The organism is Pseudomonas sp. W17, assembly GCF_040268305.1.
In the GTDB taxonomy this organism is placed as follows: domain Bacteria; phylum Pseudomonadota; class Gammaproteobacteria; order Pseudomonadales; family Pseudomonadaceae; genus Aquipseudomonas; species Aquipseudomonas protegens.
The window spans coordinates 4537387-4558085 of record NZ_CP158490.1; the positions used below are offsets into that span (position 1 = coordinate 4537387).

The 20699-nt window shown below is 62.6% G+C and carries 19 protein-coding genes and 1 tRNA gene; 9 read left to right on the forward strand and 11 right to left on the reverse strand.

All coding sequences use genetic code 11. The features are described 5' to 3' along the window. Positions 1-21: 21 nt before the first annotated feature. Positions 22-1020, reverse strand: coding sequence for a GTP 3',8-cyclase MoaA (gene moaA / locus ABCR88_RS20690; RefSeq protein ID WP_041118959.1), 999 nt, complete (start codon positions 1018-1020; stop codon positions 22-24). 456 nt (positions 1021-1476) lie between these two features. Here moaA and ABCR88_RS20695 point away from each other — a divergent pair, with 456 nt between their 5' ends. The 5 genes from ABCR88_RS20695 (at position 1477) to ABCR88_RS20715 (ending at position 6648) form a co-directional block, all read left to right on the forward strand. Further along, positions 1477-3801: an FdhF/YdeP family oxidoreductase gene (locus tag ABCR88_RS20695; protein ID WP_041118960.1), complete on the forward strand. Its 2325-nt coding sequence runs from the start codon at positions 1477-1479 to the stop codon at positions 3799-3801. Between the two features lie 126 nt (positions 3802-3927). Beyond that, entirely contained in the window at positions 3928-5349 is a 1422-nt protein-coding gene (locus ABCR88_RS20700; protein ID WP_041118961.1) for a cytochrome ubiquinol oxidase subunit I, read from the forward strand. Positions 5350-5365: 16 nt separating this feature from the next. Next, positions 5366-6382, forward strand: coding sequence for a cytochrome d ubiquinol oxidase subunit II (gene cydB, locus ABCR88_RS20705; RefSeq protein ID WP_011062007.1), 1017 nt, complete (start codon positions 5366-5368; stop codon positions 6380-6382). Continuing rightward, on the forward strand, positions 6369-6500 hold the full coding sequence (locus tag ABCR88_RS20710) for a hypothetical protein (RefSeq protein ID WP_269783766.1): 132 nt from the start codon (positions 6369-6371) through the stop codon (positions 6498-6500). The genes cydB and ABCR88_RS20710 overlap by 14 nt, the downstream gene beginning before the upstream one ends. Continuing rightward, positions 6493-6648, forward strand: a complete 156-nt coding sequence (locus ABCR88_RS20715) for a DUF2474 domain-containing protein (RefSeq protein ID WP_232643399.1) — start codon at positions 6493-6495, stop codon at positions 6646-6648. Before ABCR88_RS20710 ends, ABCR88_RS20715 begins: the two co-directional genes overlap by 8 nt. Before the next feature lie 57 nt (positions 6649-6705). On the opposite strand, the gene ABCR88_RS20720 is transcribed toward ABCR88_RS20715, so the two are convergent. The 3 genes from ABCR88_RS20720 to ABCR88_RS20730 form a co-directional block, all read right to left on the reverse strand. Beyond that, positions 6706-7680 (reverse strand): Dyp-type peroxidase, encoded by a 975-nt coding sequence (locus tag ABCR88_RS20720; protein ID WP_015636148.1) that lies wholly within the window; start codon positions 7678-7680, stop codon positions 6706-6708. Positions 7681-7998: 318 nt separating this feature from the next. Further along, on the reverse strand, positions 7999-10272 hold the full coding sequence (locus tag ABCR88_RS20725) for an FdhF/YdeP family oxidoreductase (protein ID WP_041118964.1): 2274 nt from the start codon (positions 10270-10272) through the stop codon (positions 7999-8001). Positions 10273-10523: 251 nt separating this feature from the next. After that, the gene (locus ABCR88_RS20730) at positions 10524-11417 is read right to left on the reverse strand and encodes a DMT family transporter (RefSeq protein WP_320334820.1); all 894 of its coding nucleotides are present in this window, start codon (positions 11415-11417) and stop codon (positions 10524-10526) included. 132 nt (positions 11418-11549) lie between these two features. Here ABCR88_RS20730 and ABCR88_RS20735 point away from each other — a divergent pair, with 132 nt between their 5' ends. Next, positions 11550-11987, forward strand: coding sequence for an Lrp/AsnC family transcriptional regulator (locus tag ABCR88_RS20735; protein ID WP_011062012.1), 438 nt, complete (start codon positions 11550-11552; stop codon positions 11985-11987). Between the two features lie 205 nt (positions 11988-12192). Here the strand turns inward: ABCR88_RS20735 and ABCR88_RS20740 are convergent, their stop codons facing one another. Then, positions 12193-12864 (reverse strand): Bax inhibitor-1/YccA family protein, encoded by a 672-nt coding sequence (locus ABCR88_RS20740; RefSeq protein WP_011062013.1) that lies wholly within the window; start codon positions 12862-12864, stop codon positions 12193-12195. A 123-nt stretch (positions 12865-12987) separates the two neighbouring features. Here ABCR88_RS20740 and ABCR88_RS20745 point away from each other — a divergent pair. The 3 genes from ABCR88_RS20745 to ABCR88_RS20755 all read left to right on the forward strand — a co-directional run bounded on the left by ABCR88_RS20745 (position 12988) and on the right by ABCR88_RS20755 (position 14434). Beyond that, positions 12988-13075 (forward strand) — tRNA-Ser (locus ABCR88_RS20745). Positions 13076-13384: 309 nt separating this feature from the next. Continuing rightward, positions 13385-13702: a hypothetical protein gene (locus ABCR88_RS20750; RefSeq protein WP_220222966.1), complete on the forward strand. Its 318-nt coding sequence runs from the start codon at positions 13385-13387 to the stop codon at positions 13700-13702. 33 nt (positions 13703-13735) lie between these two features. Continuing rightward, a complete protein-coding gene (locus ABCR88_RS20755; RefSeq protein WP_350403346.1) occupies positions 13736-14434 on the forward strand; it encodes an SOS response-associated peptidase family protein in 699 nt (232 codons plus the stop codon). Between the two features lie 37 nt (positions 14435-14471). Here ABCR88_RS20755 and ABCR88_RS20760 read toward each other — a convergent pair whose 3' ends face one another. The 6 genes from ABCR88_RS20760 to ABCR88_RS20785 form a co-directional block, all read right to left on the reverse strand. Beyond that, a complete protein-coding gene (locus ABCR88_RS20760; RefSeq protein WP_350403349.1) occupies positions 14472-15233 on the reverse strand; it encodes a DNA adenine methylase in 762 nt (253 codons plus the stop codon). A 120-nt stretch (positions 15234-15353) separates the two neighbouring features. Next, positions 15354-15611: a hypothetical protein gene (locus ABCR88_RS20765; RefSeq protein WP_350403350.1), complete on the reverse strand. Its 258-nt coding sequence runs from the start codon at positions 15609-15611 to the stop codon at positions 15354-15356. Continuing rightward, positions 15608-15982, reverse strand: a complete 375-nt coding sequence (locus ABCR88_RS20770) for a hypothetical protein (RefSeq protein ID WP_350403353.1) — start codon at positions 15980-15982, stop codon at positions 15608-15610. The genes ABCR88_RS20765 and ABCR88_RS20770 overlap by 4 nt, the downstream gene beginning before the upstream one ends. Then, on the reverse strand, positions 15979-16416 hold the full coding sequence (locus ABCR88_RS20775; protein ID WP_350404910.1) for a structural protein P5: 438 nt from the start codon (positions 16414-16416) through the stop codon (positions 15979-15981). Before ABCR88_RS20775 ends, ABCR88_RS20770 begins: the two co-directional genes overlap by 4 nt. Before the next feature lie 164 nt (positions 16417-16580). Beyond that, a complete protein-coding gene (locus tag ABCR88_RS20780) occupies positions 16581-17270 on the reverse strand; it encodes a hypothetical protein (protein ID WP_041118561.1) in 690 nt (229 codons plus the stop codon). A gap of 286 nt (positions 17271-17556) precedes the next feature. After that, positions 17557-20643 (reverse strand): host specificity protein J, encoded by a 3087-nt coding sequence (locus ABCR88_RS20785; RefSeq protein ID WP_350403357.1) that lies wholly within the window; start codon positions 20641-20643, stop codon positions 17557-17559. Positions 20644-20699: the final 56 nt, after the last annotated feature.

Genomic DNA, 20699 nt, shown 5'->3' on the forward strand with positions numbered 1-20699 from the left:
AAAGCCGTGATGAGCAGCGGTTCAGCCGCCGGTCATGTTCATGAAGCGCACCACCTGCACCTCGTCGTTGAGTTCGAAGTGATGGCTGTAGGGCTTGAGCTTCATCGCCTCGACTATGGCCCGCTGCAGTCGCCCGGTATCGCCGGGGTGAGCGCGCAGCACGGCCTTGAGGTCCACCGAGTGCTCGTTGCCCAGGCACAGCAGCAAGCGGCCTTCGACGGTCAGGCGCACGCGGTTGCAGGTGCCGCAGAAGTTGTGGCTGTGGGGCGAGATGAACCCCAGGCGGATGTGCGGCGCCTCGGCCAGGCGCCAGTAGCGCGACGGGCCCTGGGTCGACTCGGCGGACTCGATCAGGGTGTAGCGCTCGGCGATCCGCTCGCGAACCCGGGCACTGGAAAAGAACGCATCGCTGCGGCTGTGTTCGCTGATGGTGCCCAGGGGCATTTCCTCGATAAAGGAGATGTCCAGGCCGCGGTCGATGGCAAAGGCCACCAGCTCGTTGATCTGCCGGTCGTTGCGCCCCTTCATCACCACACAGTTGAGCTTGGTGCGCTCAAAACCGGCGGCAATCGCCGCGTCGATGCCGGCAACCACCTGGCCCAGCTCGCCGGTGCGGGTCAGCTGGCGAAACAGGGTCGGGTCCAGGCTGTCGAGGCTGATGTTCAGGCGCTTGACCCCGGCGTCGAACAGCGGCGCGGCCAGCTTGCCCAATTGCGAACCGTTGGTGGTCATGCACAGCTCCCGCAGCCCGGGCAGCCGGGCAATGTCCCGGCACAGCTGGACCACCCCGGGGCGGATCAACGGCTCGCCGCCAGTGAGGCGGATCTTGCGGGTGCCCAGGGCCACGAAACGTTCGGCCAGCTGGTACAGCTCCTCCAGGGTAAGAATGCGTTGGCGCGGCAGGAACTGCATGTCCTCGGCCATGCAATACACACAGCGGAAATCGCAGCGGTCGGTCACCGACATGCGCAGATAGTCGACCCGCCGAGCGAAGCCATCGAGCAATACCTGATCTGACATCCGAGCCTCTTTCGACGGTGGGAATCCATCGCGATTAGTTGAAGTTCTTCCACACAAGCACCTGCAGAAGGTGTTATTGGCGGCAAGATTAAAAGCCATTAAAAGCCCCGTCCAATCGCTATTAACAACTGGCTGATCAATACAATCTATCGCTCCTGAAATCGCTTCCCACAAAGACCGAAACAAACAATCAACTATTTGATATATATAGATTTTTAACGATGATAGAGGCTTTCGATCAGCCGGTCATTAATTGCGATTAGACAGCGGCCACGGGTGACGAATAGGCTTTATTCGTGGCCCATATAACGAGCCCTGAAAGTTACTCCACGCCAATAAGCAATACCGAACTCAAACAAGTTCACAACAACCGCATTTAGCCTGTGCAGTCAAACAATCACTGACATCGATTCAATGTCGGCCGGTTGCCTGCGTGCGCTGTATTGGAGAAATATCATGAGCGAAGTTGATCGATACAAACCCTACAAGGGGGCGGCCGCCGGTTGGGGGGCACTGATCGCAGTGACCAAGAACTGGCTGGGCAGCGAGAACGCCTTCAAGAACATCCGCGCCATGCTCAAGACCAACCAGAACGGCGGCTTCGACTGCCCCGGCTGCGCCTGGGGCGAGTCGCCGGAAAACGGCATGGTCAAGTTCTGCGAGAACGGCGCCAAGGCGGTCAACTGGGAAGCCACCGGGCGCCTGGTGAACCCGGCCTTCTTCAACAAATACACGGTCTCGGCCCTGGCCGCGCAGAGCGACTACTGGCTCGAGTACCAGGGCCGCTTGACCCACCCCATGCGCTATGACGCCACCCAGGACCGCTATGTGGAAACCACCTGGGACGAGGCCTTCGAGCTGATTGCCAGCCACCTCAAGGGCCTGGACTCGCCCAACCAGGCGGAGTTCTACACCTCCGGCCGGGCCAGCAACGAGGCGGCCTACCTGTACCAACTGTTCGTGCGCGCCTATGGCACCAACAACTTCCCCGACTGCTCCAACATGTGCCACGAGGCCAGTGCCGTGGGTATGTTCGAAAGCGTCGGCGTGGGCAAGGGCACGGTGGTGTTCCATGACCTGGAACAGGCCGACGCGATCTTCGTCATCGGCCAGAACCCCGGCACCAACCACCCGCGGATGCTCGAGCCACTGCGCGAGGCGGTGAAACGCGGTGCCCAGGTGATCTGCTTCAACCCCCTCAAGGAGCGTGGCCTGGAGCGTTTCCAGCATCCCCAGCACCCGCTGGAGATGCTCACCAACGGCTCCGAGCCCACCTCCTCGGCCTACTTCCGCCCGGCCCTGGGCGGCGACATGGCGGCCTTTCGCGGCATCGCCAAGTTCCTCCTGCGCTGGGAGCGCGAAGCCCTGGCCAACAATGGCGAAGCGGTGTTCGACCGGGCCTTCATCGCCGAACACACCTCGGGCCTGGACAGCTACCTGGCCGAGGTCGATGCCACGTCCTGGAACCACATCGTCGAGCAGTCCGGCCTGAGCCTGGCCGACATCGAGCTGGCCGCGCGCATGTACCGCAAGGCCAAGCGCGCGATCATGTGCTGGGCCATGGGCCTGACCCAGCACACCCACTCGGTGCCAACCATTCAGGAAGTGATCAACGTGCTGTTGCTGCGGGGCAATATCGGCCGTCCCGGCGCCGGCCTGTCGCCGGTGCGCGGCCACAGCAACGTGCAGGGCGATCGCACCATGGGCATCAACGAACTGGCGCCCACCGAGCTGCTGGATGCCCTCGAAGCGCGCTTCGGCTTCAAGCCGCCACGGGAGCACGGGCACAACACAGTGATGGCGATCTCAGCCATGGAACAGGGCCGGGCCAAGGTGTTCATCGGCCTGGGGGGCAACTTCGCCCAGGCCACCCCGGACACCCCGCGTACCCACGCCGCCCTGCGCAACTGCGAGCTCACTGTGCACATTGCCACCAAGCTCAACCGCAGCCACCTGGTGACCGGGCGCGAGGCACTGATCCTGCCGTGCCTGGGCCGCACCGATATCGACATCCAGGCCAACGGCCCGCAAGGCATCACCGTGGAAGACACCTTCAGCATGGTGCACATCTCCCATGGCCAACTGAAACCCAAGTCGCCGCACCTGCGTTCGGAACCGGCAATCATCGCCGGCATCGCCAACGCCACCCTGGGCCAGCACCCCATCGACTGGCTGTGGGCGATCGAAGACTACGGGCGCATCCGCGACCTGATCGCCGACACCATCCCCGGTTTTTCCGACTTCAACCTCAAGCTGCTCAACCCCGGCGGCTTCCACCTGGGCAACGACGCCAGCCAACGGCGCTGGAACACCGCCACCGGCAAGGCGCGGTTCATCCCCAGCGAGCTGCCGGAACACCTGGTCAGCGCCGGGGTACGCAAGCTCAAGGTCAAGCCCGACCTGATCCTGCAGACCATGCGCTCCCACGACCAGTACAACACCACCCTGTATGGCCTGGACGACCGCTATCGCGGGGTCTACGGCATGCGCGAGGTGCTGTTCGCCAACGAGGACGACATCCGCCGGCTGGGCTACGAGCCGGGGCAGAAAGTCGACATCGTGTCGCTGTGGGATGACGGCCGGGAACGCCGGGTCAGCGGTTTCACCCTGATCGCCTACGACATTCCCGCCGGCCAGTCGGCCGCCTACTACCCGGAGACCAACCCCCTGGTGCCCCTGGAAAGCTACGGCGACCGCACCTACACGCCGACCTCCAAGTTCATCGCCATCCGCCTGGAGCCGGCGGCGGCCAGCAACCTGATCCAGTCCGTCGGCGTTTGACCCGGCCGGAGCGGCCAAGGCGCCGCTCCAGCCTGCCCCGCGCAGCCTTTTGCGTACGCCGCGAACCTGGGTTCACGGCGGCCGGAAGGCGCCTGCGCGGGCCCCAGCCATTACGAGGGTTTCGTCATGTTTCATCTACAGGCACTCGACCTGGCGCGCATCCAGTTCGCGTTCACGGTCTCGTTCCACATCATCTTTCCCGCCATCACCATCGGCCTGGCCAGTTTCCTGGCGGTGCTCGAAGGCTTGTGGCTCAAGACCCACAACAGCACCTACAAGGACCTGTATCACTTCTGGTCGAAGATCTTCGCCGTCAACTTCGGCATGGGCGTGGTTTCCGGGCTGGTCATGGCCTACGAGTTCGGCACCAACTGGAGCCGCTTCTCGGACTTCGCCGGGAGTATCACCGGCCCTCTGCTGACCTATGAAGTGCTGACCGCGTTTTTCCTTGAAGCGGGCTTTCTCGGGGTCATGCTGTTCGGCTGGAACCGGGTGGGTCGCGGGCTGCACTTTTTCGCCACGGTGATGGTGGCCATCGGCACCCTGATCTCGACCTTCTGGATCCTCGCCTCCAACAGCTGGATGCAGACGCCCCAGGGCTTCTCCATCGTCGATGGGCGGATCATGCCCATGGACTGGCTGGCGATCGTCTTCAACCCGTCCTTCCCCTTCCGCCTGATGCACATGGCGATTGCCGCATTCGTCGCCACGGCGTTCTTCGTCGGATCGAGCGCCGCCTGGCACCTGCTGCGGGGCAACGACACACCGCCGGTGCGCAAGATGCTGTCGATGGCGCTGTGGATGGCGCTGATCGTGGCACCGATCCAGGCGGTGGTCGGTGACGCCCATGGCCTGAACACCCTGGAGCACCAGCCGGCGAAGATCGCCGCCATCGAAGGCCACTGGGAAAACCACGGCAGCGAACCCTCGCCCCTGGTGCTGTTCGGTATTCCCAACATGGACGGCGAGAAAACCGACTACGCCGTGGAAGTGCCCTACCTGGGCAGCCTGATCCTGACCCACAGCCTGGATAAGCAGATCCCGGCGCTCAAGAGCTTCCCCAAGGAAGACCGGCCCAACTCGGCCATTGTGTTCTTCAGCTTCCGCATCATGGCCGGCCTGGGCATGTTGATGATCCTCACCGGGTTGCTGGGCCTGCTGCTGCGACGCAACGACGGGCTGTACCGCAACCGCCTGTTCCTGCGCCTGGTGCTGTGGATGGGCCCCAGCGGCCTGATCGCCCTGCTGGCGGGCTGGATCACCACCGAAGTCGGGCGCCAGCCCTGGGTGGTGTACGGCCTGCTGCGCACCAGCGACGCCGCCTCCAACCACAGCGTGGCGCAACTGAGCATCTCCCTGGCGCTGTTCGTGGTGATCTACTTCTCGGTGTTCGCCGTGGGCATCGGCTACATGATGAAGCTGGTGCGCAAAGGCCCGCAGCCCCACCACGAGCATCCGCCCAGCACTGCGCCCGGCCAGGAGCCGACTCCGCGCCGGCCGCTGTCGGCCATCCCCGAGACCTTCGCCACCGGCGACCACCACCTCTGAAACAAGGGCAACCAACATGACGATTCAAGGCATAGACCTGTCATTGATCTGGGGCGTGATCATCGCCTTCGGGGTGATGATGTACGTGATCATGGACGGCTTCGACCTGGGGCTGGGGATCCTCTTTCCGCTGATCCCCGATGCCCGGGAGCGGGACGTGATGATGAACACCGTGGCCCCGGTGTGGGACGGTAACGAGACCTGGCTGATCCTCGGTGGCGCGGCGCTGTACGGCGCCTTTCCCCTGGCCTATTCGGTGATTCTGGAGGCCCTGTACCTGCCGCTGATCTTCATGCTGGCAGGGCTGATCTTCCGCGGCGTGGCCTTCGAGTTCCGCTTCAAGGCTAGCCCCGAGAAACGGCACATCTGGGATTGGGCGTTCATCGGCGGCTCGCTGCTGGCGACCCTGTGCCAGGGCATCGTGATCGGCACCTATATCAGCGGCATCCCGGTGGTCGATCGGCAGTTCGCCGGCGGCACTCTGGACTGGCTGGCGCCCTTCCCGCTGTTCTGCGGCCTGGGGCTGATCGTGGCCTATGCGCTGCTGGGCAGCACCTGGCTGCTGGTAAAGACCGAAGGCATGCTGGAAGCGCGCATGCGCCACTACACCCGGCCCCTGGCGTTCGCGCTGACCGCGGTGGTGGCGGTGCTCTGCGTGTGGACCGCGCTGCTGCACCCGGAGATCGCCAACCGCTGGTTCAGCCATGCCCATATCGTGATCTTCGGCGCCCTGCTGGTGCTGGGGCTGGCGGCACTGTTCGGGCTCCTGGGCACTTTGCGCCAGCACCATTCCCACTGGCCGTTCGTGTTCACCCTGGTGCTGGTGTTCCTCGGCTACATCGGCCTGGCGTTCAGCATCTGGCCGAACATAGTGCCGCCGTCCATCAGCCTGTGGGAGGCGGCTTCACCGCTGTCCAGCCAGCTGTTCATCCTGATCGGCACCCTGTTCATCCTGCCGGTCATCCTGATGTACACCTGCTGGAGCTACTACGTGTTCCGCGGCAAAGTGAGGATTGGCGATGGCTACCATTGATCGAGCAACACCCCTGCCCTGGCACAAGGCTGTGGCGCAACTGAGCCTGCTGTTCATCGGCGCACTGCTGATGCTCGCCTGCAGTAGCGCGCTGATGCTGGAGCTGGCCCATGGATAGGCTATCGACGCGGCCGCCGCGGCCGGCATCCACCTGGCAGCGGTTGCTGTGGATGGGGGGTATCTGGCTGGCCAGTGTGGTGGGCCTGGGGCTGGTGGCCGGCGCGTTGCGGCTGCTGATGCAAGCCGCCGGCATGCACAGCCACTGAGCAGGGGCGATAACGCCTGCAACCCCGGCCCGCAATAGCGGGCCGGTTTTTTTGCGCCTACAGGCCGGTGGGTGCGCGCTCGGCCAGGTCTTCCAGCAGGTCGGCGGAGGGCACGAAGAACAGCCCGCCGGTGACCGCGGTGCTGAAGTCCAGCAGGCGATCATAGTTGCCTGCAGGGCGGCCGACGAACATGTTCTCCAGCATCTGCTCCACCGGCCGTGGCGAGCGGGCGTAACCGATGAAATAGGTGCCGAATTCCCCGGCGCCCGGGCGGCCGAACGGCATGTTGTCGCGCAGGATCTTCACCTCCTCGCCGTTCTCTTCCAGGGTGGTCAGGGAGCTGTGTGAGCAGCTGGGTTTCACTGCATCGTCGAGTTCGATATCCGACAGTTTGGTGCGGCCGATGATGCGCTCCTGGGCCTCCACCGTCAGTTCGTTCCAGGCGGTCATGTTGTGCAGGTACTTCTGCACCAGCACGTAGCTGCCATTGCAGAACTGCGGGTCCTCGTCCCCCACCAGGGTGAAATCCACCGCCTCGCGGCCTTCCGGGTTCTCGGTGCCGTCGACGAAGCCGACCATGCTGCGCATGTCGAAATAGCGGAAGCCCTGGACCTCGTCCACCACCTTGATCGAATCCCCCAGGGGCTTGAGCAACTGCGTGGCCAACTCGAAGCACAGGTCCATCTGCTCGGCACGGATGTGCAGCAGCAGGTCGCCGGGAGTCGATGGCGCGCGGCGCCCCTCCACGCCCACCTCGATGAACGGGTGCAGCGACGCCGGGCGCGGGCCACCGAACAAGCGGTCCCAGGCGCTGGAGCCAAAACCGCAGACACAGGACAGATTGCCCCCCGGGACACGCTTGCCCACCGAACGGGTCAAGGCGGCGATATCGGCGCACCAGTCGCGCACGGTTTGCGCGGCAGCGGCGCCGGGCGCCAGGGTGGCGACGATGAAGATCGCGCTACGGGTGATGGGATTGCAGATGGCTTGGGGCTCGGGCTTGCGCTCGGCCAGGGAGGACGGCTGGGTCATCATGGGTTCCACAGGCTGCGGTCGGAAAAATCACCGACAGGAAAATAGCAGATTGTGGCCGTGGCAAGGGAGATTGCTCCCCCTGGAAAGTGCCGCCCTCCCATTCACCAAATCCCCGGGCCATCAAGCATCTCTGGCCTCGCACAGCGCACGACCCTGTAGCCGCTGCCGAGCCTGCGAGGCTGCGCAAAGGACCGCAGGACCTTGCTTGGCGATCTACCGCCGGCCATCAGCGTTTTCCGGATCGTCGCGGCCGCTACGCGACCGTGCGCAGCCTGCGGCAGCGGCTACACGAGTCGCGAGGCGGTGTGGCTCCGTTCAAGCGGGGCTTGAGCGCAATACTCGCACCGGCACCGATTTGTAGGACGGTGTGCCGCTGTCCACGTCCAGGTAGTCCAGGGGCACCAGGCGGTTGGCTTCGGGGTAGTAGGCGCCCACCGTGCCATTGGCGATCTTGTATTCGATGGCGGTGATCTTCTCGTAGCGCAGCCGGCGCCCGCCGATCACCGTTTCGATGTCCACCAGGTCGCCATGGGCCAGGCCCCGGGCGGCCAGGTCCGCCGGGCTGATGAACAGTACGTCGCGGCGGCCGAACACCCCGCGATAGCGGTCGTCCAGGGCGTAGATGGTGGTGTTGTACTGGTCGTGGCTGCGTAGGGTGATCAGCCGCAGCACATCGGCGCCGTCCACTTCCTTGTCCTCATGCAGCCCGGGAAAGACGAAGAATTCAGCCTTGCCCGAGGGCGTCAGCCACTGCCGCTCAGCTGCCGCCAGGGGCATGCGGAAACCACCCGGTACGCGAATGCGGGCGTTGTAGTCGTCAAAGCCGGGCACGGTCTGTTCGATCAGGTCGCGGATCTTGTCGTAGTCGGCCACCAGCTCCAGCCAGGGCACGCGGCTGCCTGGCAGGGTGGCCCGGGCCATGCCGGCGACGATCGCCGGTTCCGACAGCAAAAACTCGGAGGCCGGCGCCAGCTTGCCGGCGGAGGCGTGCACCATGGACATCGAGTCTTCGACGGTGATCGCCTGACGCAGGCCGTCCTGCAAATCCAGCTCGGTACGGCCCAGGCAGGGAAAGAGGAAGGTTTCCCGGGCCACCAGCAGGTGGCTGCGGTTGAGCTTGGTGGCGATGTGCACGCTCAGGTCCAGCTTGCCCATGGCCGGGAAGCACTGGCCCGGGTCCGGCAGGGCCACGGCAAAGTTGCCCCCCAGGCACAGCAGGGCCTTGGCGCTGCCGGCGATCATCGCCTGCATGGCTTGCACCGCATCGTGACCGTGATGCGCCGGCGGAGTGAAGCCGAAGGTCTGCTGCAGCTTGTCGAGAAAGGCCGGGGAAGGCTTCTCGGTAATGCCCACGGTGCGGTTGCCCTGCACGTTGGAGTGGCCGCGCAACGGGCAGATCCCCGCCCCCGGCTTGCCCAGGTTGCCCCGCAGCATCAGCAGGTCGCAGATCAGCCGCACATTGGCGGTACCTTCGTTGTGCTGGGTGATGCCCATGCCGTAGGTGACGATGGTGGCATTGGACTTGGCGTAGGCCGCGGCGACCATTTCCAGGTCCGCCTGGTGCAGGCCGCTGGCCTGTTCGATGTCCCCCCAGGCGGTGGCGTGCAGATCCGCCACCAGGGCCTCGAAGCCCAGGGTGTGCTCGGCGATGAACGCCTTGTCGAGGACTTGTCCGAGGCTGTCCTCCAGGGCCAGCAGGGCCTTCATGATGCCCTTGATCGCCGCCGCGTCGCCGCCGGCCTTGACCTGGAAGTACGACGAGGCGATGCGGGTGGAGCCGTAGGTGGCCATCTCCACCATGTTCTGCGGGTCGGCGAAACGCTCCAGGGCGCGCTCGCGCAAAGGGTTGAAGACCATGATCGGCACCTTGCGTCGCGAAGCTTCATGCAGCGTGCCCATCATCCGCGGGTGGTTGGTGCCGGGGTTGTGGCCAATGGAGATGATCAGCTCGCAGAGGTCGAAGTCCTCCAGCGACACCGTGCCCTTGCCGATGCCAATGGACCGCGGCAGGCCGACGCTGGTGGGCTCGTGGCACATGTTGGAGCAGTCGGGAAAGTTGTTGCAGCCGTATTCCCGGGCGAACAGCTGGTACAGGTAGGCCGCTTCGTTGGACGCGCGGCCGGAGGTGTAGAACTCCACCTGCTCGGGTTGCAGGCTGCGCAGGATCTCGCCGATGCGGGCAAAGGCGTCCTGCCATGCCACAGGCTTGAAGGTGTCGCTGGCGCGGTCGTAGACCAGGGGCTCGGTCAGGCGCCCGAGGTCTTCGAGTTCGTAGTCCGAACGCTGCAGCAATGAGGTCACCGGATGCTGGGCGAAGAACGCCGGGGTGACCCGCTTGTTGGTGGCCTCCCAGGTCACCGCCTTGGCGCCGTTTTCACAGAACTGGAAGGTCGACTTGTGCTCCTTGTCCGGCCAGGCGCAGCCCGGGCAGTCGAAGCCGTCGGGCTGGTTGGTGCGCATCAGGGTCAGCGGCGCCTTGAGGGTGTCCATCTGCTCGCGCACCGCGGTCGCAGTGGCCTTGAGCGCGCCCCAGCCACCGGCAGGACCATCGTAGTTGCGGATTCCGGGAACCTTGCGTCGAGTACTCATGAGCGCTCCAGGGCCGGCCCGGCGCTGCACGACGCGAACCGGTGGTTGCGGGTGACCGAGGCGCGCCAGGGCAGGATGCCCAGGGGCCTGGATCAAGGGGCAAGTGCGCTGGAAAAGCCTCAGCGCAGGGTAAAATCTAGCCCTGCGGGTTGGCCTGTCAAGGCCAGGCGCCGACCGGTACAGGGCCCATGCCAGGGCCCCGGTCAGGCCCGGGGGAGCCTATTGCAGGCCCCCGTCAGAACCTGTAGCGCCTACTGCAAAACGCTGCGCCGGCGCTTGAGGGTCCAGCCCTGCTGCATGCCGGCCGCGGCCAGCAGGATCGCCCCCACGCCCACCCATTGCAGCAGCCCCAGGCGGTGCCCGAAGGCCACCCAGTCGACCAGGATCGCCGCAATCGGGTAGATGAACGACAAGGCGCCAGTCAGGGCCGTCGGCAGTTTCTGGATCGCCCCGTACAGCAGCACGTACATCACCCCAGTATGGAGAATGCCCAGGGTCAGCAGGCTGACCCAGGCGCTGGCCTGCTGGGGTGGCGCGCCGAGGTTGGCCCAGGGCGCCAGCAACAGCACCCCGGTGCAGACCTGGATCAGGGCGATCAGGTGCGGCGGCGTGCCACTCAGGCGCTTGATCAGCAGCGCGGCAAAGGCGTACAGCGCCGCCGCGCCCAGAGCCAGGGCAATGCCCAACAGATAGTCGCCACCCTCCTCGCCCTGGCTGCCGTGGGCACTGACGATGGCCAGCATTCCGGCGAACGACAGGCCCAGCCAGAACAGCTTCTGCGGGGTGATCTTTTCTCCCAGGAACAACGCCCCGAGGGCCACCAGGATGAACGGCTGAACGTTGTACACCGCGGTGCCGATGGCGATCGAAGCCCGGGAGTAGGAACCGAACAGCAGCACCCAGTTGCCGACAATGGCCACGCCACTGAGCACCGCGAGGATCAAGGCGCGCTTGCTCAGAATGTTCTTACGCAAAAAGCCGAAAGCTCCACAAATCAGCAGCAAGGTCCCGGCGCCGAACAGGCACCGCCAGAACACCACATCCAGCACCGGTTGCCCGGACACCAGGACGAACCAGCCAATGGTTCCGGAAATCAGCATGGCAGCGGTCATTTCCAATGATCCGCGTCGGGTTTGTGCATCCATCATCAGGCTCCTTTGCAAGTGGGCAAATTATGCCCAGCCAGCAGAGCCCATCGCCAGATCAAAACCTGGGCTAGAATCGATTCAGACCTTTTTTATCAAGGCCAAAGAGCCCATTCACCTAACGAGATCGCCATGCTGGATGCCATCGACCAAACCCTGATCAGTGCCCTGATGCAGGACTCGCGACGCTCCCTCAAAGCCCTGGCGCAGATCAGCGGGCTGTCCGCTCCCAGCGTCTCGGAGCGCTTGCGCCGGCTGGAAGAACGCGGAGTCATCAGCGCCTATACCCTGGAGATCGACCCCAGGTTTCTCGGTTACCAATTGCAGGCCATCGTCCGCATCCGCCCCTTGCCGGGCAAATTGCAGGAGGTCGAACGGCAGATCCTGGCGATTGCCGAGTTCACCGAATGCGACAAGGTCACCGGCGACGACTGCTTCATTGCCCGTCTCCAGGTGCGCTCCATGGAACAACTGGACAGCCTGCTGGACCACCTCAATCACTACGCCGAAACCAACACCGCGATTGTCAAGAAATCGCCGATCAAACGGCGCCTGCCGCCTCTGGAATAGGCAGCGGTCCGGACAGCTTTCCAGGTCCGAAAAAATACCTTGCAGGCCCTCCAAAGTCGCGAAATGAAAGCGCACTGGCCATCTCCCATCTACTGACTACCGCACAGCTACAGGTATGAGCGCGTCGAAAAGCTGGACAGCCAAAGAAAACCTGGGCAACAAAAAGCCCGCCGATGCGGGCTTCTTGTTGGCTTAGCGCCTGGGATCAGTCATCGCGCCCCATGATGCCGAACAGTTGCAGCAGGCTGACGAACAGGTTGTAGATCGATACATACAGGCTGATGGTGGCCATGATGTAGTTACGTTCGCCGCCGTGGATGATGGCGCTGGTCTGGAACAGGATGCACACCGAGGAGAACAGCACGAAGCCGGCGCTGATCGCCAGTTGCAGGCCGCTGATCTGGAAGAACAGGCTGGCCAGCACGGCGCCCATCAGGACGAAGAAACCGGCGGTGATGAAGCCGCCGAGGAAGCTCATGTCCTTGCGGGTGATCAACACATAGGCCGACAGACCGCCGAACACCAGTGCCGTCATGGCAAAGGCTGAACTGACCACTTCGGCGCCGCCCTGCATGCCCAGGTAGCGGTTGAGAATCGGGCCGAGCAGAAAGCCCATGAAACCGGTCAAGGCGAAAGCCGACACCAGGCCCCAGGCCGAGTCACGGAGTTTGTTGGTGAGGAAGAACAGACCGTAGAAGCCGATCAGCACCACGAAGATGTTCGGATAACCGACACGCATCTGCTGTGCCACATAGGCCATCACTCCACTGAACGCGAGGGTCAGGGCCAGCAGGCCGTAAGTGTTGCGCAGGACGCGGCTAACCTCTAGCTGCTCGGCCTGCACGCCGTTGTTAACTGCGTAATCCTGTTCGCGCATGGCGACACTCCTGTTGGGGGAAACATTTAGTGGCATGGATGATAACAGAGGCTCTGTAACTCGCGACGCAGAGAGTTTGACAGTGTGTTTCATTCGGGTATTATGGCGCCCGCAATGCGATCTGGAGGTGTGGCCGAGTGGTTTAAGGCAGCGGTCTTGAAAACCGCCGACTGTAACAGGTCCTAGAGTTCGAATCTCTACGCCTCCGCCAAATCTCAACGAGAAAGCCCTGATTTATCAGGGCTTTTTTGTGTCTGGTGGATTTTACTCCTGACCTCACCACGTCGACCTAGCTCAAGCATTTTTGGACGCGTCCGAATACTTTGTTCTTTTTGAGATGCTTTCGCCTCAATCTACTGCAACCGCAATATGTCGATTGCGCATACTGCTGTAGACCGCCCCCGGCGTTCTGCCGACCCAGCTGCACCCCCTCCCCCCCTACAGTTCGTCGGCGCAAATCGCGCCCCGTCCAAGCCTCGATTACTGTATGCACATACAGCACCTGGATCGAGGTAGTACCGTGCACACCGAAGACGACACAGCAGATTGGCTGGGCATCCCCACGCATGAAGAAATGTTGAGGCAGCATGTGCTGCTTGTAACTGCTGAGTGCGAACAAATGCAGCAGGCCCTGGCTGCATGCCGGCAGAGCATCGCCAAGCTCGTCGAGATCAACCAGGAACTTAACGCGCAGATCGATGCGATCAGGGCAGAGCGTGATGCGGCCAGGCAAGATGCAAATCGCGCGCATGCTGAGTGCGTGTCGAAAGAAAACAACAAGCGCTGGAACGGGTCGGTGCCTACCTGGGGCATGACTACGAGCGACCCCGTTCCGTGATCTATGCTTTCTCCTCTGCCGGGAGAAATGCCTATGTGCGGACGACTCTCACAATATCGCGGCATTCACGACTTCGTCGCAGCCCTGAGCATGCCCGGGGCCCTGATCAATAACGTCGGTGATCAGCCCCTGGGGCGCTACAACGCGGCGCCGACAATGCAACTCGCCCTCCTTCATGTCGCCAGCGAGGCCTTGCATGCCGACGCCGTGCGCTGGGGATGGCGACCGCACTGGGCCACAGATCGTGCTGCACCGATCAATGCCCGGGTCGAGAAAGTGGCCCATGGGCCTTTCTTCCGCCAGATCTGGCCACACCGAGCCATATGCCCAATCGATAACTGGTTCGAATGGGTGGACGAAGGCGGCCCGAAAAAGCAGCCCTACCTGATTCGGCATCGCGACGGCTCGCCGATTCTCTGCGCGTCTATCGGACAGCTTCCAGCCCCAAACCAGGGCGAGCACGACGGCTTTGTGATCATCACCGCCAATGCCCAGGGCGGCATGGTCGATGTCCACGACCGCCGCCCGGTGGTCCTGGCCCCGGACCTGACCCGGGAATGGCTCGACCCGGCAACGCCCAAAGAGCGCGCCGAACAGATGGCCCTGCACCATGGCGAGCCCGCCGAGGCCTTCGAGTGGTTTAAAGTGAGTCCTTTCGTCGGAAACGTCAGAAATCAAGGCCCGGAACTAATAAAGCCCCGGGCCACTGAGACAAACAAAAATCCACCCTAAAGGCGGCCTTTGTCTTTAACCACAAGGCGTGATTCGACTACCAGTTGAAGTAGACGAGCTCGTTTACTGCCTTTCCTCCCTTGCCACCCACACCATGCCGGAACGGCACTACCTTCAGGCGAAGGCCTGCAAACACATCCCTAATCTGAGGATGGTCATTGATCGAGATAACCATCCGTCCGCTAATTGAGCGAGCCAGGTCGGCCATATCCTGGTATTGGTCGAAACTGAATACACCTGCCTCATAGCCGGCCATCTCCCAATACGGCGGGTCGAGATAAAACAGGGTGTGCTTTCGGTCATAGCGCTTGATGCAGGCCTTCCAATCCAGGTGCTCAATGGTAGTGCGGGCCAGCCGTAAGTGCGCTTCGCTGAGCTTTTCCTCGATCCGCAGAAGGTTCAGCTTTGGCGGTGCAGTAGTGGCTGTGCCAAAGGTTCTGCCTGTCGGCTTCGCCCCAAAACACAACTGTTGCAGGTAGAAGAATCGGGCTGCCCGCTGAATATCGGTCAGCGCCGGCACCGCCTGGATATTGGCCCACTCGAACATCTTTCGACTGACCAGGGACCAGCGAAACTGGCGGACAAACTCATCGAGGTGGTTGGCCACTACTCGGTAGAGGTTGACGACCTCACCGTCATAATCGTTGATCACCTCGACCCGGCTAGGATCCTTCATGAAGAACAGCGCCGCACCACCGCAAAACGGTTCGACGTAGCAATCATGGTCAGGAAACTCCGGGAGAATGTGTTTGGCCATGCGGCGCTTGCCGCCCATCCATGGAAAAATTGGTGTACTCATTTCGACTCTCGCTTGTTCAGGGGACGGTTCCTGTTGGCTCTCGAGTCGCTCGAAGGTGGTCCGTTGAAAATGCGCGCTGGCTGCTGAGATCGCCGACCAACGCTGTTATGGGATGCCGCGCTATTGGCAAGCGAAAACCGCCGCCTCCAGTTGTCTCTCGTATCCGATCCGCTGCCGGCGCTCTGCCAGCAGCGCCCGCACCTTCAGTTCCAAGCTATCGGTCTTCTTGAGGCTGCCAGTGGCCCAGGCTGGCATAGGCACCACTGGCGCCTTGCACGGCACTTGCACAGGCACCTCCACGCGAACGGTGCGCACCTCGGGCTCCCGCGCCGCACACCCCGCCAGCGCAACCACAATTCCCAGCAGCAACCACTTCATAACCCCAACTCCTGATCAATGATCAATTCCGCGGCCGGCGCCGGGTCACCGCCGGTACGTTCCTGCAGGAGACGATTCGCCACGGAGTAGTCGTGCTGGGCCAGCTCCTTGGCATCAGCCTGGGCCTGGGCGGCGCGGCGCTCGCGCTCCTGGCCTGCCAGTACCAGGTCGCCCAGCTTCCGGCCCTGCTCACCCGCCAGGGCTTCCAGGTTGTTGCGGCCAGCCTTTGCCACGGCCAGATCGCCCAGGGCAGTGTCGAGCTGCGGCCGGTAATGCCTGGAGGTCATCCAGGCTCCCAGGACGGCACCGGCGGCCAACACCAGGACGACGGCCAGCAGAATGCCAACCGCCCGCCAGGCGCCGGCGCTCACTTCAAGGCCCTGCGCAGGCCTTCCTCGAACACGGCATCCGGGTAAGGGTTGCCGCCGTTCTCATGCACGATGATCCCGAGCATCACGGCGCGCAGGGTCGCCGGGTTCTTGATGTCGATCGCATCGTTCGCCTTCACGCCTAGGCGCTTAGCGATTGCGGCGATGTAGGCCTCGGTGTCGTTCTCGTTCCCAGGCGCCCAGCGGGTGATGAACTCGCGAGGGGTGTCGATGCCTGGGCCGCCGACCCCGGGCATGCCATCCTTGCCGCGGTAGTTGAGCAGCAGCCTGCCCAGGGCACGGATGCCGTTCTCGGCAGTGTCGAAGACAGCGAACCGGCTGTTCGGCTCCTTGCCGAGTTGGCCTTGCCAGTCGTTGCGGGGGTTGTAGTCGATGTTTCCCGGGTTGCGGTTGCGGACGCCGCGGGCGTTCTGAATAGTCATGGTCAAACTCCAGGCACAAAAAAGCCCGCAACTTGGCGGGCTTGGGGAACGATCTGCAGCAACTGCTGCTCGGTGATCGGCATTGTGTTTTCTCCAGGCAATAAAAAAACCGCGTATAGCGGGTTATGGTGCATCAAGGGTATGTGTTGGTTAGCGAATCAGTAACCGGTGACGTCGATGATTGTTACGCTGGCCTGAAACTGGGAGAAGTTGTACTCGGCGAATCCCTGACCATCCCACGGGCGGTTGATGTTCGCCACGATCCCGCTCCTATGCTCCCAGGTGTTGTCGGTCGGCGTGATGATGAACGTCGACTTGACGTCCTCGATAACGATAGTGCCGTTTGGGCCTGTCCTCTGCTTCCTTGCTCCATACCCTCGCGTGTTCTGGATCAGAGCGCACTTTCGCCCAACTGGTATGCTGCCGGTGTTTGCTCCCGGAAGAGCTGAGCTGTTCAGAATCCGGATGTACTTGCGCAGCGAGTTGTAGACGGTCTCCCCAGTGTGCCTGTTCCGGATACGCATCCCGGGCTTGCCGCCCTCATCGCTGTTCGGCGTGCCGAAGATGTAGTAGTCAGCAAAGCCTTGGGGGGCGCCGGTATTGGTTACAGAAAAAATCCTGACGTACTGCCCATTCATGACGTAAAAGGTTGGATTGTTGCCTCTGATCGCAACTATCTGCGGCGTGCTCGATTGAGGCATAGGGACGTCGGTGTATTTTATGTTGCCGAACTCGCCGCTGGTCGCCGGAACGACCCGGCCTTGACTCAGCAGGCAATGATTCCGGAATCGGCTATCAATCTGGATAGCCCTGTTTTGGTTCCTTACCCTAAAACCAATCTCGCTCAAGAGACACCCCACAAGATTTTTACGGAAGTCCGTGCGCCGTACACGTTCGGAAAGCTCCAGGACAGCCTGTTGCCGCTGATCGAGGGGATCGGCCGAACAAAGTTCGTCCAAAGGTTCGGCCGCGGGTCAATCACGACATAGAAAGGCTCGCCCAGCAGGAGGTTGTCGTCCGTGATCGCCCCATCTGCTGTCCCGCTATCCAGGACCCCGAGCTGTCGCGTCAGGCGATCGGTCACTTCAATGGTGACCTCACCGGTAACCCTATCCCTGACCCTGAACCCAAAGGTCACGACAGAAGACCCAGTTCTACGACCTGGACGCCGGTCTCGGTATCGGTGAGATAGACGCCCCGATCCATGATCTGGAGCCTGTAGCCAACTCCGTTTCCGTTGATATCAAGAGTGCCGTTTTTGTTCATTTTCCAGCCCCTTTGCCCTTCGATATAGCCATCTGACTCGATGTAGTCACCTATTTTTGCGTTGGTGATAGTGCCGTCTTGAATGAATGCAGTGTCGATATAGGCGGCATTGTTTTGAACAACAAATGGGTAATAGATCTCCGCAGCGTTCGGGTCGACAATTGCAAATCGGCTTGCGGCGATCAGCACCTGGCTGGTGATGATCCCTTCGTTGTTCTCCACGCCAACACCAATGCCGGCCAGGTATGGCTTGTTGTCGACCGTGAGCTGGGTCTTGATCGAGTACATGGCCGCGAGCTCGCTTTTCATGGCCTCGATCTCAACCTGCGCGCCACCACCCGAGTCGATCTTTTCCACCAGATGCTGGCTCAACTGCGTCTCGGTGATCTGGTCGTTCAGGTACTCAAGGATCACACCGGCATCGGCAGAAGATTGGCCCATCACTGGCCCGTAGAACGCCCCGACGTTACCGATGCGGTCTACCAGCCGGGCCCAAAAGAAGAACCGCACGCCGGCGGCCAGGCCCATGATGGTTAGGTCGGTCTGCGGATAGGCGTAGTCGCCGAACTTGGTCGCCGTGGCCACCTGATTGGTCTGGCTGTACCAGATCTCCGTTCGCTGCAGGTCCGCGGTGGTGACTCCGGCCGGGATGCCCCAGGCCAACTTGATGCCGAACACGATCGACTCGGCGGTGAAGGACGACGGCACCGGCGGCGGCGTGGTCTTGCCGTTCAGCACGGTCTCGACTGAGGTCGCGAACACTGAGCCGATGTCCAGGGAGTTGATGGCCCGCACCTTAGCCACATACCGCCCCGCGTAGATCCCACTCACATCAATGGACGTGGTGCCCGTGCGGCCTGCAAAGATCCAGTCACCGTCGTTCTTGCGCCAGTAGACCTCGTAGGCAATCGCCGCCTCGGGCTTCTCCCACTCAATCGTCATGACGCTGACCGCGCTGCCCTGGTCAACGAAGTGGTCATTGCTCACCGTCACGTTCGCCGGCGGCCGCTGGACGCTCGGCGGGATCACCGTCACCGGCGGGCGCTCGATGCGCGTGCCGTTGTCGATTGCGCCGTACTTACTCGCGTTGTGGCGTACCGCGCTGATCGTGAACTTGATCTCGGAGTCGGAAAAGTCCTCAGCCACGGACATGACGCGAAACAGCTGGGTGGCCAGGGTCGGTGAGTCAATGGCCCACATCGAATGCTGGGGCGGTAGATCATCCAGCATCTGCGCCAGCACAACCTGCTGGACTTCAGCAGGAAACCCGGTGGTATCCATTGTCACCCGGCCGCTTGACCACTTGATTCCCGTACGGTCCCAGGTCAAGGGATAGCCCACCGACTTGATCTGCCGGGAAACAGCCGTGCCGGTGGGCATGATCACGGTGATGGTGTCGCCGGGGTATGCCTTCACGTCGGCATCGAGGACCAGCGTATCGAGCGTGGAGGAGCGCAGGCGCCCACCAATGCGCCGCCCTGCCCGATCATTGTCCGCGATGCGGATGATCTGCCCGGGGCGCGCCAAGGTGCCATCCAGGCCTACGGAGAATCCCACGCTTTCGGTTTCCAGGCGGTTGGTCAGCAGCGCCCACTTGCCGATGCGCTGGGCTTGAGCCTGGGACGTGCAGCCGGTGGCGGTGATCTCGGTCTGCTGGATGCCGTAGCGGGTGATGCCGGCCTGGTCGTCGACATACTCAACCTTTTGCCGGTAGAAGTCGGCCGGATCGTTCCAGCTCACCAGGGCCACGGTGTAGCGGGTCTTCTTCGCCGAGCCGAAATAGCCAAACTTGCCGTCGATCACGTTGGCGTTCGAGTAGGTGTAAACCGGGTCCTCGGGTATGTCGGCAATAGCCATGACCGAGCCGCCGGCCCAGTAGGACATTCCGCGGAAGGTGGTGGCCAGGTCCTGCAGCACGTCGAGAGCGTTCGACCTGGTCTGCAGGAACAGATTGCAGGTGAACCGCGGCTCCATGCCGCCCTTCCCGTCCGGCACCAACTGATCGCAGTACTGGCCGATGCGGTACAGCTCCCACCGGTCCACCTGGCCCTCGTTCAGCAGATGGCCCAGGCCATAACGGAAGTGCAGCAGTAGGTCATAGAAGATCCAGGCCGGGTTATCGGTCCAGGCGGACTTGAACGAGCCATCCCAGATGCCGGAGTACAGCCGGCTTTCCGGGTCGTAGTTGCTCGGCACGCGGATGATGCGCCCGCGCAGATCGAAGGACCGAGTCGGAATCGACTGAAACTGCGAGGCGTCGAACTGCAGGCCGACGACAGCGGAACCCGGATAGCGCAGCTTGGCGTCGATCACTTCAGTGATCGCATCGATGCTGGTTTTATCTGCGATCGCTCCAGAGGTGCTGTTCGGCGTCAGGCGGGTAACCCGAATCTGCCAGTTGCTGCTGGCCGGCGGCAGGTCGACCCGGTGGGAGCGCTCGTACTTGGTCGAGGTCTTGCCGCTGAACGCCGAGGTGAGCACCTGGACATAGGCCCCGCCGTCGGTGGAAACCTCGATCTTGTACTGCACGGTGTAGCCGTTGGTGTCGCCGTTGCTGGTGTTGGTCTGGGCCAGGCGCGGGGTAGACAAACGCACGCGCACGGCCGACAGCTGCAGGTTCTGCACAGCGCGAACCCAGGGCTGGCCATACTTCAGCTCAACCCCTACCGCAATTTCACTTTCGACCGCCGGAAAGCCCGGGATATGCAGCTGATCCTGGCTGCCGGTGCGGGCGTCCAGGGTGACGCCGCTGAAATTACGGGTGCCGTCGGCATTGGCCAGGGGCGTCTCGTCGAGGTAGACCGAGCGCTCGCCCGCGACCAGGCCCTGGATCTCGCCTTCGCTCACCAGGTCAAGGATCCGCGCATACGCGGTACTCTGCAGGCTGTCGGGGGCCTCAACGGACGGCCGCGGCTTCGACTCGCCGCCCTTGCTGCCGGTAATGTGCTGGTTCATGGCTTTCCTTTAGGCGTAAAAAAGCCCGCTCATGGCGGGCCTGGTGGCGGGTTCGG